The 14409-nt window shown below is 47.1% G+C and carries 12 protein-coding genes and 2 pseudogenes; 5 read left to right on the top strand and 9 right to left on the bottom strand.

Annotated features, from left to right (window positions below):
• The first annotated feature begins 359 nt into the window (after positions 1-359).
• The 4 genes and pseudogenes from IB214_RS14985 (at position 360) to IB214_RS14970 (ending at position 3272) form a co-directional block, all read left to right on the top strand.
• On the top strand, positions 360-1343 hold the full coding sequence (locus tag IB214_RS14985) for an aldo/keto reductase (protein WP_161959005.1): 984 nt from the start codon (positions 360-362) through the stop codon (positions 1341-1343).
• A gap of 167 nt (positions 1344-1510) precedes the next feature.
• Positions 1511-1870 (top strand): DUF1330 domain-containing protein, encoded by a 360-nt coding sequence (locus IB214_RS14980; RefSeq protein WP_117341866.1) that lies wholly within the window; start codon positions 1511-1513, stop codon positions 1868-1870.
• 84 nt (positions 1871-1954) lie between these two features.
• Positions 1955-2080: pseudogene (tatA, locus tag IB214_RS14975) on the top strand (twin-arginine translocase TatA/TatE family subunit); the annotation flags it as partial.
• Positions 2081-2297: 217 nt separating this feature from the next.
• Positions 2298-3272, top strand: a complete 975-nt coding sequence (locus IB214_RS14970) for an XdhC family protein (RefSeq protein ID WP_117341868.1) — start codon at positions 2298-2300, stop codon at positions 3270-3272.
• A 30-nt stretch (positions 3273-3302) separates the two neighbouring features.
• Here the strand turns inward: IB214_RS14970 and IB214_RS14965 are convergent, their stop codons facing one another.
• From IB214_RS14965 to IB214_RS14950, 4 genes and pseudogenes are all read right to left on the bottom strand, one after another.
• A complete protein-coding gene (locus tag IB214_RS14965) occupies positions 3303-5711 on the bottom strand; it encodes a xanthine dehydrogenase family protein molybdopterin-binding subunit (RefSeq protein ID WP_117341869.1) in 2409 nt (802 codons plus the stop codon).
• The gene (locus IB214_RS14960) at positions 5708-6706 is read right to left on the bottom strand and encodes a xanthine dehydrogenase family protein subunit M (RefSeq protein WP_117341870.1); all 999 of its coding nucleotides are present in this window, start codon (positions 6704-6706) and stop codon (positions 5708-5710) included. The genes IB214_RS14965 and IB214_RS14960 overlap by 4 nt, the downstream gene beginning before the upstream one ends.
• Positions 6703-7182, bottom strand: a pseudogene (locus tag IB214_RS14955) ((2Fe-2S)-binding protein); the annotation flags it as partial. The pseudogene IB214_RS14955 and the gene IB214_RS14960, both read right to left, overlap by 4 nt.
• 365 nt (positions 7183-7547) lie before the next feature.
• Complete coding sequence (locus IB214_RS14950; protein WP_117341872.1) at positions 7548-8219, bottom strand: nitroreductase; 672 nt, start codon at positions 8217-8219, stop codon at positions 7548-7550.
• Positions 8220-9439: 1220 nt separating this feature from the next.
• On the opposite strand from IB214_RS14950, the gene IB214_RS14945 reads away from it, so the two are divergent.
• On the top strand, positions 9440-9934 hold the full coding sequence (locus IB214_RS14945) for a GGDEF domain-containing protein (protein ID WP_223240194.1): 495 nt from the start codon (positions 9440-9442) through the stop codon (positions 9932-9934).
• 447 nt (positions 9935-10381) lie between these two features.
• Here IB214_RS14945 and mobC read toward each other — a convergent pair whose 3' ends face one another.
• The 5 genes from mobC to IB214_RS14920 form a co-directional block, all read right to left on the bottom strand.
• Positions 10382-11128 (bottom strand): MobC family replication-relaxation protein, encoded by a 747-nt coding sequence (mobC, locus tag IB214_RS14940; RefSeq protein WP_117341873.1) that lies wholly within the window; start codon positions 11126-11128, stop codon positions 10382-10384.
• 10 nt (positions 11129-11138) lie between these two features.
• Positions 11139-13010, bottom strand: coding sequence for a type IV secretion system DNA-binding domain-containing protein (locus IB214_RS14935; RefSeq protein WP_117341874.1), 1872 nt, complete (start codon positions 13008-13010; stop codon positions 11139-11141).
• Positions 13007-13288, bottom strand: a complete 282-nt coding sequence (locus IB214_RS14930) for a hypothetical protein (protein ID WP_117341875.1) — start codon at positions 13286-13288, stop codon at positions 13007-13009. Before IB214_RS14930 ends, IB214_RS14935 begins: the two co-directional genes overlap by 4 nt.
• A 467-nt stretch (positions 13289-13755) precedes the next feature.
• Positions 13756-14061: a hypothetical protein gene (locus IB214_RS14925; protein WP_117341876.1), complete on the bottom strand. Its 306-nt coding sequence runs from the start codon at positions 14059-14061 to the stop codon at positions 13756-13758.
• An 18-nt stretch (positions 14062-14079) separates the two neighbouring features.
• On the bottom strand, positions 14080-14382 hold the full coding sequence (locus IB214_RS14920) for a conjugal transfer protein (protein ID WP_117341877.1): 303 nt from the start codon (positions 14380-14382) through the stop codon (positions 14080-14082).
• Between the last annotated feature and the right edge of the window lie 27 nt (positions 14383-14409).

Below are 14409 nucleotides of genomic sequence, written 5' to 3'. Positions count from 1 at the left end.
GATATAGCTATACATAGAAACCGTCCCCCTGATTTTCTGTAGAAAATCTATTTATATATCAGGTGGTTAAAATGATAGAGCAGGGATAGGAACGAGATGTACGAAACCTTGGAAGGGAGGCGCTTCTTTAGGGGGCAGTTTTCAACGTTATCATTTCGTTACCTGCATTATAACTTCTGGAGAAATTTATGAATGAAGACAAATCAAAGCGGGCGTTGAGTCGCCGAGCTTTTCTCTCTCATACCGCACTTGTCAGTGCTGGTATAGCCGTGAGCTCTTTGCCCTGGGGAGCTGTGGCATCGTCTTCGGTAACTTCTACCCTGGCTCAAAACAACGCCAGTAATCAGGTCGTTGATAAGATGACAAAACGCCAGCTTGGTAATCTTACCGTTTCAGCACTCGGTGCGGGTTGCATGAGCATTAGTGCGAACTATGGTCCTGCTGCCGATAAAAATCAAGGGATCCGCACGCTCCGTGAGGCTTATGACAAAGGGGTAACGTTCTTTGATACTGCCGAGGTTTATGGTCCGCATACCAGCGAAGAATTGGTCGGCGAAGCATTATATGAAGTACGCGACAAGGTTATTATTGCCAGCAAATTCGGATTTGATATTGAAGCCGGCGGTCTTAACAGTCAGCCGGCACATATACGCAAAGTTATCGAAGGTTCCTTAAAACGCCTTAGAACAGATCATATAGATCTTTATTACCAGCACCGTGTTGATCCCAATGTGCCAATTGAAGATGTTGCGGGTACGATTAAAGATTTAATTAAAGAAGGGAAGGTATTGCATTTTGGGCTTTCTGAGGCCAGCGCGGCAACGATTCGTCGTGCGCATGCTGTTCAGCCCGTGTCTGCTGTACAAACTGAATATTCAATGATGAGCCGCGAACCGGAACATAATGGTGTGCTGCAAACTTGTGAAGAATTGGGGATCGGGTTTGTACCTTGGGGACCCGTCGGCATGGGTTATCTTACGGGCTCAATGAATGCGCAAACTCACCTCGATCCGAAAACTGATTTACGTTCAACTTTTGAACGCTTTACACCCGGTAACCTGGCGGCAAACCAACCTTTGATTGATTATTTACGTGCACTTGGCAAGAAAAAGAATGCCACTCCGCCACAAATTGCGCTGGCTTGGTTACTCGCCCGCAAACCATGGATTGTACCTATCCCAGGTACACGCAACGTGGATCATCTTCATGAGAATCTGGGAGCGCTGAACATCCATTTCACCCCATCTGAAATGAGTGAAATCGATGTGGCTTTATCTAAACTCACCATACATGGTGGACGTATGAACAAAATGCAGATGGGTTTTGTCGACCATAGCTCGTAAGTGAGACAGGGCATTACCTCATGGTGTGTTACGGATGAGGATATGTTCAAACGCTAGTCAAAAAATTTTGTGCTTAAGATAAAACCTCACAAGTTTAATTGAGTCATTCATTTTCGGTGTGGTTTTATCTTTTCTTAAACCTATTACCAATACTGTTGGAAATTTAAATGTTTAAAAAGAACCTTTTGCTCACGCTGACCGTATGCGCATTGATCTTTGCATCCGCAGCACAGAGTGCTGAAGTAACACCTCACGCCTACGTGATTGCAAATTATGATATTAAAGACCACACCATATATCAAAAGTATATGGACGTGGCAGGTCCGTTGGTACAAAAGTACGATGGAAAGGTGACTGTATTTAATGAGAGTGTAAAAGCGAAAGAAGGGCGACCGCATTCATTATTTGCAATAGCAGAGTTCCCGAGTATTGAGGATGCCGAACGTTTCTACAATTCACCCGAGTATACTGAGGCGAAAAAATTTAGAATCGCCTCAACCGAGGGCTGGGTCATCATTACTAAATGATAATGGGCCGTCTGTTGAAAATAAATAATTAACAGTTATTTTGAAAAATCAGGACCTGAATCAGGTCGTTTAAAAGAGGTTTTTATGGCCGGAATCAGTATCTGGAAGCTTGTTATCATCGCAGGTATCGTCATTATGCTCTTTGGTACCAAAAGGCTTAGAAGTTTGGGAGGTGACCTCGGTGCGAGCATTCGGGATTTTAAAAAATCTTTCGCAAGTGAAAATAATAGTTCTGAATCAGTTGAAGAATTAAAGGCCCCCGTTCTGAGCCTGAATGGTAATGATAAGGTAGATCCAGAACGTCAGAAATAAGGCCCGGGCGGTTGAATTATTGACGTCTTCCCGCTTCATCTATAGCCATGATAATTGAATTGGGCTCCATCACTCAGAATATTAATATATCAATATTTCCTGGCAGGATATCATTATGCAGAGTCTGGATCTCACTGTTATTGATCAAGCCCGGGAATGGGTCAAGACTGGACCTATATGGCTCTGTACTGTCTTAAGCACCTACGGCTCCTCTCCACGGTCACCAGGTGCGATGATGGTCGCGGATACCCGGGGAAACTATTGTGGATCGCTATCCGGTGGCTGTGTTGAGGAAGATTTTCTGGCCAGGTTGGCCAGCGGGGATTACAGGAAAAGCAGCCAGGTTGTCCGGTATGGCGATGGTGGCTTAACCCCTAATCGCGCCTTACCCTGTGGGGGGATATTAGATATTTTGATAGAATATCTTTCACCCGATGGGGGTAACAGCTCAGCCTATCTCAATCAATTGGGGTCGGCTCTGAAAGAAGGCCATTCACTTTCTAAAGAAATCCACCTACCGGAGCCCTGTTGTAGCCTTGCACCGACTGCGTATCGGAGCAGTACTCAGGTTGAGTATGATAACGACCGTATTGTAATGATCGTTGCTGCCCCGCCAAGGTTAGTCATTGCCGGTTTGTCTGCCGTTGCTATTTATTGTGCAAACTTTGCCGTTTCACTTGGTTTTGAAACCATCGTTTGTGAAAACCGACCGGACGCGCTACAGAATTTTGCTGACAGTCTGGTTGACGGGGTCATGTTGAGAGCAGAGTTTCCAGTCAACTTTATTGAGAAAGGGGGATGCCATGCTAATACCGCCGTGGTGGCACTGACTCACGATCCGCGCATGGATGATTTAACGTTGATGGAAGCTGTCTTTACCGAAGCATTTTATCTTGGTGCAATGGGGTCGGAACGTAACAGCAGCAGAAGGCTGGAGCGGCTTAAAAATATTGGCGGGCTCAACGAGGAGGATATTCGCCGGATCCACGCTCCCATAGGGATGCAGATTGGGAGTAAAACGCCGGCGGAAATCGCTTTGGCGGTAATGGCCGACGTAGTTCATGTGAAGAACAGCCAAAGAAAAGCGTGAAAGAGCTTGAGTCGCCCTTTCACGCTAGTGTCAGAGTAGCTTATCCATGGTCAAGGGCAAATCCCGAACGCGTTTGCCCGTGGCGTGAAAAACAGCATTGCTGATGGCTGCTGCCACGCCAACGATCCCCACTTCCCCCACGGCTTTTCCCCCTAATGCGCTGGCCTGGTAATCTGGAACCCCTACGCTGATGACTTGAATATCAGGCACGTCCGCATTAACGGGTACCACATACTCTGCCAGGCTGGCGTTTGTGATACGTCCGTCCCTTGGATCGTGCATGCCTTCTTCCAGCAGGGCCTGCCCGAGACCCATGACCATTCCACCTATCCATTGGCTTTCCGCCAATTTAGGGTTGTAGACCCGGCCACAGTCAAAAGCACCCAACATACGTTTTACCCGGACGGTCCCAAAATCTTCATCAACGGCCACTTCCACAAATTGTGCGCTCCAGCTATGGGAAGAGGTGTCAAATGCCCCAGGCATCTGGATCTGGGTAAAAGTATGAGCTGCATCATAGCGTTCCTGTTCAGTAGCGCCGGGCTTGTAGGTGTTTTCCTTTACGTCCATTGATTCATGACCGGTAAGCGCTATCAGTTGACTGAAACTTATGCCTTTTCCCGGACGTCGCAATAAAGAAATCTGTCCGTCACCGATCGTCACATTACTTCGTTGTGCTTGATAAAGAGGGGAGTCAGGCTGTGAAATTGCGAGCGTGATCAGCCTTTCCTTAACCGCAACGGCCGTTTTATGCACTGCACCGGTCAACACGTTAGCTAACTGCGAGCCGCCTGCAACCGGAGAGCGGGGGAGCCTGGTATCGCCAAGACGAACAGTGATCTGGTGCGAGGAAACTCCCAGAACCTCCGCGGCCGTCTGGGCCAGGATGGTATAAGTTCCGGTGCCGATGTCAGTACCACCGCTTTCCACTACAATCTCGCCGTTTACGTGAAGTATTATACGAGCCTCGGCAGGTGAACGTATGACCGGGTAGGTACCCGCAGCCATTCCCCAACCGATAAGCTCCCTTCCTCTACGCATTGACCGAGGTGCTGCAGTTCGTTTACTCCAGCCAAAAGCATCTGCGCCGGCTGCATAAGCTTCCCGAAGTTGACGTGTGCTCCACGGCGTTTTGGATTTATAGTCGTGATTAGCCCAGTTAAGCAAGCGCAACGCCAGCGGATCCATGTTCAGTTCATAGGCCAGTTCGTCCATGGCGATTTCCAGGGCGAATGCGCTGGGATTTTCACCTGGAGCACGCATCCAGCCGGGATTGACTGTGTTTACCGGAATAATGCTGTGCCGGGCCCAGACGTTGTCGCAAGCATACATAATCGGTGTAACGTTGTTTGTCGGTTCAAGATGAACGTCATCAATGGACGTCTCATTCCAGCCATTATGTACGATTGAGACTAAACGACCATCTTTATGGGCACCCAGCGAGAGTTCTTGGCGCGTCCGTGGCCGCCCGCCATAGCCGGTGAACGTTTGCTGACGGGTCAGTGATACTTTTATCGGGCGATCAAGTTCGCGTGAGGCCAGACAAGCTAGGGCGACGTGGGCATGAGGTGACACCTTGGATCCAAATCCTCCGCCAGTGAAAGGGGAAATGATTCGAACCTTTTCAATACCGAGCCCCATCCATTCTGAAATTACCTGTCGCGCGCCGCCAACCCACTGAGTGGGTTCCCAGACAGTAATCTCTCCATTCTTCCAGGAAGCAATGCAGGCATGAGGTTCAATGGGAGTATTGTATTCACGGGGTGTGGTATAGACACCTTTGATAACCACTGGCGCAGTGCTCAGAGCTTGTTCTGCATTGCCCCACGCTACATTCAATGCATCAATCAACTGCGGCTTGGTTCTGGGATCTTCAGGTTGCAAAATGGCCGGTGTGGCGTGATAAAAGATTTTGACAAGGCTCGCAGCATACGTGGCTTGTTCAAATGTTTCGGCGATGACAATTGCGACATGTTGCCCGTTAAACTTAATCTGCTCATCCTGTAATGGAGTATATGCCTCGGTTGCGGCCCCCCCTTTGAGGAAGACTTTGGCCGGATTGAGTTTCAACTTGTCCAAATGAGAGTAGACGGCCACCACGCCGGGAGAAAGTCGGGCGGCTTTGGTGTCTACTCCGGTAATGGTACCGCTGGCAATCGTGGATTGTACTATCACCCCGTAGGCCATATTTTCCTGATTATGTTCTATTGCATAGCGCGCCTGACCCTGGATCTTCAGCAGGCCATCCGCACGTTCTCTCCCTATACCCAGTGCCTGATATTTGATTTCACGTGACAGGGGGGCTGTCGGAATCCCAGGGCGAGCTTCCGCAGCGCTTGCCGGTCTCAGCCGAAGACCAGTACCTACAACTGCGCTCATAATTGCACTGGCTTTGAGAAGAGTTCGGCGCGATTTGTTGAATGTGTTTTTACTGTTCATGCCACTCCTCCTGCGGTCAGCAGGGCGCGGGAGATAACTCGTGGGGCAAGGGTAATTTTAAATCCGTTATCTGTCCGGGCGGTGGCATCTTTAGTGATAAGGGTTGCTGCCTGACGCAGGGTTTGTTCGTCAAATATTTGTCCTTTCAATGCTTGCTCGACCACGGTTGCCCGCCACGGTACAGTCGCTACACCGCCCAAGGCAATACGGATATCACGCACTGTTTTTCCATCAACCTCCAGTTCAACACCGACAGCGGCACTGGCGGCGGCGAATTCATATGAGGCGCGGTCACGGACTTTAAGATAATGAGAGTGCTGGATTGCGGGCGTCAGAGGAATTTCCACTGCGACGATGAGCTCTCCTGCTCTCAGATCATGCTCCAGGTCTGGTCTCTCCACAGGCAGCAGGAAAAAATCGCTGATTTTCACTGTACGAGTGGCTCCGTCCTGGTTTTGCAGTATGACGTTTGCGTCGAAGGCAGTCAGCGCGACGGCAAAATCACCTGGATAAATGGCAATACATTGTTCACTGGTGCCAAGAATTGCGTGATTACGGTTATTACCGTTCATTGCCGAACAACCTGACCCAGGGGTTCGCTTATTGCATGATGTATAGGCTGTGGGATCACGAAAGTAGCTGCAACGGGTACGTTGCATCAAATTGCCTCCGATGGTGGCCATATTCCTCAGTTGAGCAGAAGCTGCGCGCCAGAGGCTTTCAGACAGGACCGGGGCACTGTTTTTTATCTGAGGGTTATTGGCAACCTGGCTCATTTTTGCCAGAGCGCCAATGCGTATGCTTTGTGAATTTACCACTATGTCGGAAAGGCCGTTCAGGAAAGTAATATCGATGAGTTCTGCCGGTTGTTCGACACCGCATTTCATCAAGTCAATCTGAGTTGTTCCTCCAGCCAGAAAACGGGCACCGTTTCTGATCTGGGCACCAGTAGCGGCATCAATGCTGTTGGCACGGATATAGTCGAAATCATTCATACAGTATTCTCCTTCTCAGACATACTACTGGCTGCTTCTCGCACAGCTGCGACGATGTGGGAATACGCGCCACATCGACAGATATTGCCGCTCATGTATTCTCGGATTTCATCGTCAGAGCTTGCATGTCCTTCTTCGATACAAGCAACAGCCGACATGATTTGCCCCGGCGTACAGTATCCGCACTGAAATGCATCATGTTTTAGAAATGCTTGCTGCACTGCATGCAACGTGCCGTCGGGTTTCGCCAGGCCCTCAACCGTTGTAATAGCTTTTCCCCCGGCCTGAAGAGCAAGGGTTAAGCAACTGATCACGCGGGTACCTTCTACGTGAACAGTACAGGCACCGCATTGCCCAAAATCACATCCTTTTTTCGTTCCCCTGAGTTCTGTGGACTCCCGCAGGACATCCAGTAGAGTTGTGCGGGGATCGATTCTGAAGTGCATTTCTTTACCGTTAATTTTGAGTTGTAAAGGATAGGAACCAGGCATCTTTGTGCTCCTTTTGCAGGTGATTAACTAAGCAACACGGGTTCTTTACCGAGAGATGTTGCTCACATTGCTTGTACTAATTTTAAAAAAGTTAACAAAAGAATGGGGATGTTTGTTAACCCGAAATAAGAGGTGTCTTTGCAACAATTTAGGCCGGGGACCAGCTAAACATACCGTCAATGGCCGTTACTCTTAGACGTAGAGTGCAGTACTTACTGCAATGTTTTTACACTGCAGCGAGCAAAAACATCTGTCGCGTAAAAAGAAAAGTAATTGGGCTATATTTTTTTTATTAATATAATCGATATATACGGTGCTATTTTTTGATTGCAAGCCCAGGCAGTGGAATGTCAATTATGAAAAAATACACTGTCACAAATTGGTGCTCGCCCCATCCGATACTTATGACTCTCTCCTTCAGGGTCTTCATATCCGAATGAGATGCCAAATAGCAGCCGGAAATCCGAAGACACGTCGAGTTTTTTTCGTACGGTGTCTGAAAAGAAACCCAAAATTGTTTGGGGAACGCCGGCGAGACCTTGAGAAGTCAGTGAGAGAAGGAAATTTTGTGCGTACATGCCAATATCAGCTGCCACACGCACGTTATCCCCCACGGTTGGCATAAAAAGAAAGGCAACATGTGGTGCATTGAAAAAACTCAGATTTCTTCGGAAAGCAAGATCCCGGCCTTCTTTATCATCGCGAGTAATACCCATCGCTTCATAATAGACTTTGCCCTGATCCGCGCGACGTTCACCATAGATGCCATGAAAGGCAGAGGTATCAAATGAGAAATCTGGCGTGTAGTGCTCATCATCCGCATCAGCCAGCATTGCCCGGCTGAGGGCAGCTTTCGTGTTTCCTGAAACAATGTGTACCCGCCACGGCTGGGTATTGCAGTTAGAGGGGGCAAGCTGAGCATCGGCTAATATGTCATGCAAGACGGAGTCTTTGACTGGTGTTGGCAGGAAAGCTCGTGAAGAATGGCGTAAACGAACTACATCTTTAAATAACATCGACATTATTTGGCTCCTTAAGTGCCAGGGTCTTCAGACGTTCGGTATTTTTGTGGCTGCACCAGGCAAAATGTGAACGTCACCGGACTTTACGGTTTATAACCGCATGAGAAAGAGTATCTAATTAATCGTTATCTCTTTCACAGATACTGCTTAACCAAAAAATAGGTTCCTGCTAAAAGTACTGGTTTCAGTTTATAGAGTCTTCGTTTATATATAACCTAAGAGTTACCTATACTTCTTGTCTCATTTGATGTAAAAATTGCCTAAAATGACATTTCTGGTTTGAATAGTAATGTTAAGTAAGGTGTGTTGACTTTTATTGAATTACTGTCGTTAAATAAAATATGTGTATGATATGTAAAATTAATATAATGGCTGGTGAGTAGATGTTAATTTCGCTTGTTAAGCTATGCACAGAGTTTTTGTAATTACATCTTTAGCCCCGCATCACTATATCTATTAAATAGGAAATTTTGATGTAATTCAAAACAAAACGTTAGACCGGATTATATCCACATAGTCACTCCATAAGCCAATAGCTGCTCGATGAATTCACCGAATGGTGATAGACCGCCTGCAGTCCAATGCAAAGTTGAATTGGTTCAGGTTTAAGAATTAGTGCCAACGGAGAACTACCCTCCTATTTTTAGCATCAGGCGTCGTCCGATAAATTTTGGAGCCATTTGTAATGTGCTGAGAATATTAGAAAAATACCTTCATCTGAACCAGAAGAAAGATGTATGTCACTAAAACCGTATAACCATGTAAATAAAGAAGTGCTTAGGCGTTAAAATTTACAAGGGAATAATTATTTTAATGTGTGCCAGGAGTTATTATGCCATTTATGAAATATAAAATCGGAATATTTACTAAAAAAATTCGCGAGAAGCCCTGATTATACCAGTGATATCATCATTAATAATATGTGTAGTGGTGTTTTTTTTGAATTTAGTGTTTTTCCCAAGTAAGTAGTCTGTAAATTCAGGGGTGAATAATTTAGGGTGGTTATTTGATAGTGTACAACTTATAATGCTTGATTTTATATTTTGGCATCTTAAAACTCTAACGCTAAACGCTAATTTTCGGTGGTGGTTTAATTGGGGGCTAATCGTCTGGATCATATCGGCGGCATTTGATTTGATGGATGAATTCATCATTCATCATTCATCATTCAGCCTCAGTGGGTGGGATAGTTCATTGAGGACTTTACTAAGTTGTTGGGCATGCTAGGAGTCTCCTTTGGCATTTATTCTCTTGTGCAATATATCAATGATAAATATGCTAACGCCAGTATTGATTCATTCTGTGACGAGCTGACCCTGTTGTCGAATCTACGCTATTTTAGAAGTGTTACAGTTGAATTGCAAAAGGTAAATTATTGTTTGCTATTAATTGATATTGATTTATTTAAAAACATCAATGACAATTATGGCCACGATATTGGAGATGAAGTCCTCAAGTGCTTCGGAAAACTACTAAGTGATCTCCATAGTGATAATGTGATGGCGGCAAGAATTGGCGGTGATGAGTTCGCAGTAATATTGCACTCCCCATTAATAAAAGATGCAGGGTTAATCGCCGAAAAAATATTAATCTCTACTAGAGAGTTACTGATTATGGACTATATTCACTTCACAGTAAGTATTGGAGTAGGTTACAAAAAAGAAAAGGAAACAATAGATGACCTAATCAAACGCGTAGATGTTGCCCTTTATTAGGCTAAGTCTTGTGGCAGAGATAGAATTGAATGGGTAATACGTTAGCTAATGTTTAAATTTATCAATATAGTATTTCATGTGCCTTTGTAATTGTAATGAATTTAGTTGATATTTAATTTTTCACAGTATTGATTTAGTGAGATTTTGATATGTGTAAGCGTAGGTTGATTTCATTCAGAATGATCTCAAGGTCAATGTCTCGCGTGATAAATTTTTCCCTGAGGTACTATTTAATCCCGGATTTGTTAACCATGTGAACAAAGATTTAGCACTCATTGTCATGAATTCTTCAGAACGGTGTTTTTCATTTTAATTTGTTTATTTATCTCCATCTATTTGGTTGTGGATAAGGTATTTAAATCAATCAAAGATTTATTTTTTTAATTATTATTCTGGCATTGATGTAAATGTTAACGTTAAGAGAACCTACATTACTTGGCTAGGACTTTACTTATATTGCTTTAAATCCAGATGTAGCAGTTCTACGAGGGTATATACGCGGAATACATTTCGGTGGCGGGTTTCCAGCGGGATATGCTGATGGTTAACGATGACGTGTCTGATACTGTCAAACAGCCGTTCAAGACCGCGCTTTTTCTGCGGATCCGGCACGATATAAAAAACGTAAATCCAGTCTTTACGGGTCCGGGCCAGTAAATGGCTGGCGATGATCGACTGATAACGGGCTCTGGTTTTCAGGCGTCGCTCGGTCTCAATGGCGATCACCGTGCCGCCGGGGAGGGTAATCAGTCCGTCTGGGCGGTGACTGACCTGGTAACGACTGAGGAAGGTCGTGCGATCGCCATTTATCCACCCGGATGCACCTTTTTGCTCAAGGATGATCCGGGCTGCCTGATTATCAAGGTGATGCTCCAACGTCCAGCCGGTGATTTTTGATGGCTCAAACCGTGCCGGAAAAAGTGCATCGTCGGGGGTTAACACTACGGCCAGTCCGTCACTGGTAATGCCCCATAATGAAATTTTCATCGTGCGCGATACCAGGACATGCTTTTGTATCAAGCCCATACCCTCGACTTTTGAAAGCAGGGAATACAGCGATTTATGATCCCGGAAGCCGAACAGCAGTATCAGCGTTTTAAAGTCACTGTACGTTTCCTCTTTTAGAAAATTCAGTAGTCGTTGTATTTTTTCGCGGTGTCGCGTCTGGCGTTCACAGTATGCGGTGATCAGCATCATTCCCCCTTTAAAAATCCAGCAATGACGGGTTTTCTTCTTTATCGGTATTCGGTGTTGTCGTATTTTTTTCATCCGTATCAAAAAAAAGATCGGATTGAGTTGCTGTGATATCCGGTGTTGATGCGGGTCCGGGGTAAGTTTCCTCCTCGCTAAAATCCAGGGTAATGTTTACCGTTGCGGCGGTGGCGGCAATCGCGGGCGACACGGCACAGATCTCCAGTTCGCGTTTTTTCACCCTGATGGGCGAAATCAGAGAGGCAGACGGGAGTGTTTTTGTCGTGAAGATGAAGCTGACAAAATCGGGTAGATTCAGGATCATATTGCTGTCGGTAAAGAAACGCTCGGCCTGCCTGATGGTGCGTTCACTGTCGATAGTTTCTGTCAGCACGGCGCCGGTTTTCGCTTTGCGGACCTCATCATCGACTAATATGGTGCCGGACATCCTTGCCACCCATTCTGCGGTATCCGGGTCCATGACGCGATATACCAGTTTGAATTTGGCGTTTTCAACGACCGCGCCGACAACGGCGTCACCTTTCAAATCTGCCGGGCAGTCTTTTAAATCGGCAATCGACTGATGATCCATAATAATGTGAACACCTTTATCGCGTGCCGCGCCTAAACCTTCCAGCGCGGGCCTGGATAAATGGTATTTCAGTTCGGAAAGATAAATAGCAATGGGGCGGGGTACTTTTTTCACCCGCTCGCGCCTTTCTGCCAGCTGGTACAGGCGAACCAGCAGCATGCGCTGCGCGGTAATGATTTTGCTGTTGCGCATTGAGCCAATCACATAACAGCAACCGCCTTCCTCAAATATCGTATTAAGCGAAAATCCGGTGGGGGCATTAATGGCATTGAGCAGGGCCAGCTCTTCGATTTTCCCAAAAAAGGCTTTTATCTTATCTGCAATACCCTGAACGTAGTCTCCGTTATACACATCCCGAATGGTTGAGGCAGTATTTCGGGTGACAAATTGTGCGGCTATCCGGGCCGCCTTCCGGTCATCAATGCGATAGAAGTCCGACTCCTGACCTTTCTCTGCCAGACTGAAACCGGCAACAAAAAGCTCTTCCAGTTCATCGGCGGTGATCTCTTCAATCAGGTTAAACTGGTATTGGGTTTTTCGCAGGTCAATCAGGGCAAAAGGTTTAGCGGCATCCTCACAAGCTTTGCGGTAAAGGTGGGGTGCCCATTCATCATCCTTGGGGTCCATCACAAATACCCCTTCACCGGCCAGAATACTTTGATAAAGTAATATCCCGGTGGCAACGCCCTTACCGGCGCCGGTGGTGCCGATAATATCCGCGTGTTGTTTTTGCCAGTCTTTTAACGGCAAATACATCGGGTGAATATCGCGGTCAATGCCGATAAATAACCCTTTGTTCAGGTCGATATAATCCAGCGGGTCATAATGCAGCGTTTCCGGCAGCAGTGATTTCACCGTGCGGACATCGGTGCGTAATTCCCGTTCAAGCGTGGTTTTTCTGACGAGGCGCTTCTTTATTTTGTCTAATTCAGGGGTTAATACCCTGCGCAGCAGAATATGCAAAATAAAACCCGTTACGGTAAAGGCAATCAGCACAGGCCATGCCCGAACGGGAATGCTGGCGACTACACGGCCTTTATAAAGCCACTGGAAAATCCAGATAAGTGCCGGGGCCATGGTACCGGAAAGAAAACACAGTAGGGAAAAAGCGATAATCAGCTTTTGCCACAACGGGGCTTTTTGCCTTTCATCGCTTTTCATCGACGCGAAAAACGGCATCGTCAGCCCCGATAACAGCGCCAGCATCAGCTGATGCTGTTGCATAAAAACCATGAAGCTCAGCGCGCCATTCACTATCGGCGACAGTGAAACGGCCAGCTTATTCAAAATCACGATGCCTCCTTCGTCAGCGGTTCGCCCCATGACATCGCCCCATCAGTTCGCCCCACGGTGTCGGGCGAAAAGGCGGGGCGAACGTCCGGGGTAAAGAAGGTGGCCGCATTGCGGCCATGTACCGGGAAGCATGCTTCCCGGTACGACACAGCGTGCGGCAGTACATGCGGGCTGGACGCCCTTATTGCCTGTCGCATGGGGGTAATGTCGCGGCTGGACGCCGCACCAAAACCCCCAACGTCAACGGCGGCACACCGTCGCCCGCTACGCGCGACCACCCCCTTTAAGACGGTCGCTTTCGCCTTTTTCTTCCCTTTGCTCGTTCCTCGCAGCGGGAATAAAAGGGAAGCTGACCTTTAAAGAGGGTGGTCGCGCCACGCTACCGGCTTTTGGCCGGAGACTTAGCCGCGACGGTGTGCGGGGCGATGCCCCCCAAATAAACCGCTGTCGTGGTCGACAGCTTTTCGCTCGCTGGGGCGGCGAAATTTATTCGGCGCCCCCCGGCCGGCAAAATCCGCGTGGGCGCGGCTGTTTGCCGGTGAGGCGCGGCGCCTGAACTATTTTCGCTCCTTAACCCGCGAAAATAATTCTGTCCGCTGCCTCATTTTTACGGCCGCATTTCTTCACTCCTTAATCCGCGAAAAATGTGGGGCCTTAAAAACATGAAAACCGGCACGCCTTAAGCCTGATTCGGCTGAAATATTTTGGCGCTATAGGGGACCTGCGAATAAAATTAATGCAGGGATTAATAGTGGCTCTCGCGGATTTCCCTGATGATGTCGGAATAACACTGACGACTTTCTTTAATACTGGTTTCATCAAGCGTAAATCCTCGCCGGTTAGCTTCTTCTGTCAGCGTTATTCTGTCGGTGCCGTTCAGCGTTTGCAGTAATTGCAATAACCGGCAGACAACCCGGTAGTGATAAATTTCATAATAAAGGCCGCATCCGTGCATTGCCTCATTTTCAATGTGCTCAATAACACAGCCTGCGCTCATGGAATCCCCGCGCTGATGTGTCCAGGGATGCTGAATAAAACCCGGTTTGGTCATAAAGATAACCTCCGCTAATTAACCACGCACGCGGCCAAATTTACTGATAATCTGGCTGATAATTACCGGGTCTGCCGAATCACACTCAAGTAAGAACGATTTTCTGACATCGGCAGTATGGTCCGGCAAAAAACCGTGCTTGTTCTTTTTGATGATATTAAAGAATGCACGTTCGGCCGAATGGCATTCATTGCCGCCGCCGTTCCCGGTGGCTTTACCGTACATGCATATCACCACTTCACAGGCGTCAGCGGCCATGACGGAAGTTGAATATGGCACCATAATGCAGAGTAATAATGCGGAGAATATTGCTTTTTTCATTTCGGTCACCTTCATATTTAAACGTGT

This window comes from Citrobacter sp. C1 (assembly GCF_014596895.2).
Lineage (GTDB): Bacteria > Pseudomonadota > Gammaproteobacteria > Enterobacterales > Enterobacteriaceae > Citrobacter > Citrobacter gillenii.
This window is presented reverse-complemented; position numbering and strand designations above follow the sequence as displayed.

Coding starts and splice junctions, on each gene's coding strand:
- IB214_RS14920 (WP_117341877.1), bottom strand. CDS start 14,382: ATGAAAAAAGCAATATTCTCCGCATTATTACTCTGCATTATGGTGCCA.
- IB214_RS14965 (WP_117341869.1), bottom strand. CDS start 5,711: ATGAACAGTAAAAACACATTCAACAAATCGCGCCGAACTCTTCTCAAA.
- IB214_RS14970 (WP_117341868.1), top strand. CDS start 2,298: ATGCAGAGTCTGGATCTCACTGTTATTGATCAAGCCCGGGAATGGGTC.
- IB214_RS14960 (WP_117341870.1), bottom strand. CDS start 6,706: ATGAATGATTTCGACTATATCCGTGCCAACAGCATTGATGCCGCTACT.
- IB214_RS14950 (WP_117341872.1), bottom strand. CDS start 8,219: ATGTCGATGTTATTTAAAGATGTAGTTCGTTTACGCCATTCTTCACGA.
- IB214_RS14925 (WP_117341876.1), bottom strand. CDS start 14,061: ATGACCAAACCGGGTTTTATTCAGCATCCCTGGACACATCAGCGCGGG.
- mobC (WP_117341873.1), bottom strand. CDS start 11,128: ATGCTGATCACCGCATACTGTGAACGCCAGACGCGACACCGCGAAAAA.
- IB214_RS14945 (WP_223240194.1), top strand. CDS start 9,440: ATGCTAGGAGTCTCCTTTGGCATTTATTCTCTTGTGCAATATATCAAT.
- IB214_RS14985 (WP_161959005.1), top strand. CDS start 360: ATGACAAAACGCCAGCTTGGTAATCTTACCGTTTCAGCACTCGGTGCG.
- IB214_RS14980 (WP_117341866.1), top strand. CDS start 1,511: ATGTTTAAAAAGAACCTTTTGCTCACGCTGACCGTATGCGCATTGATC.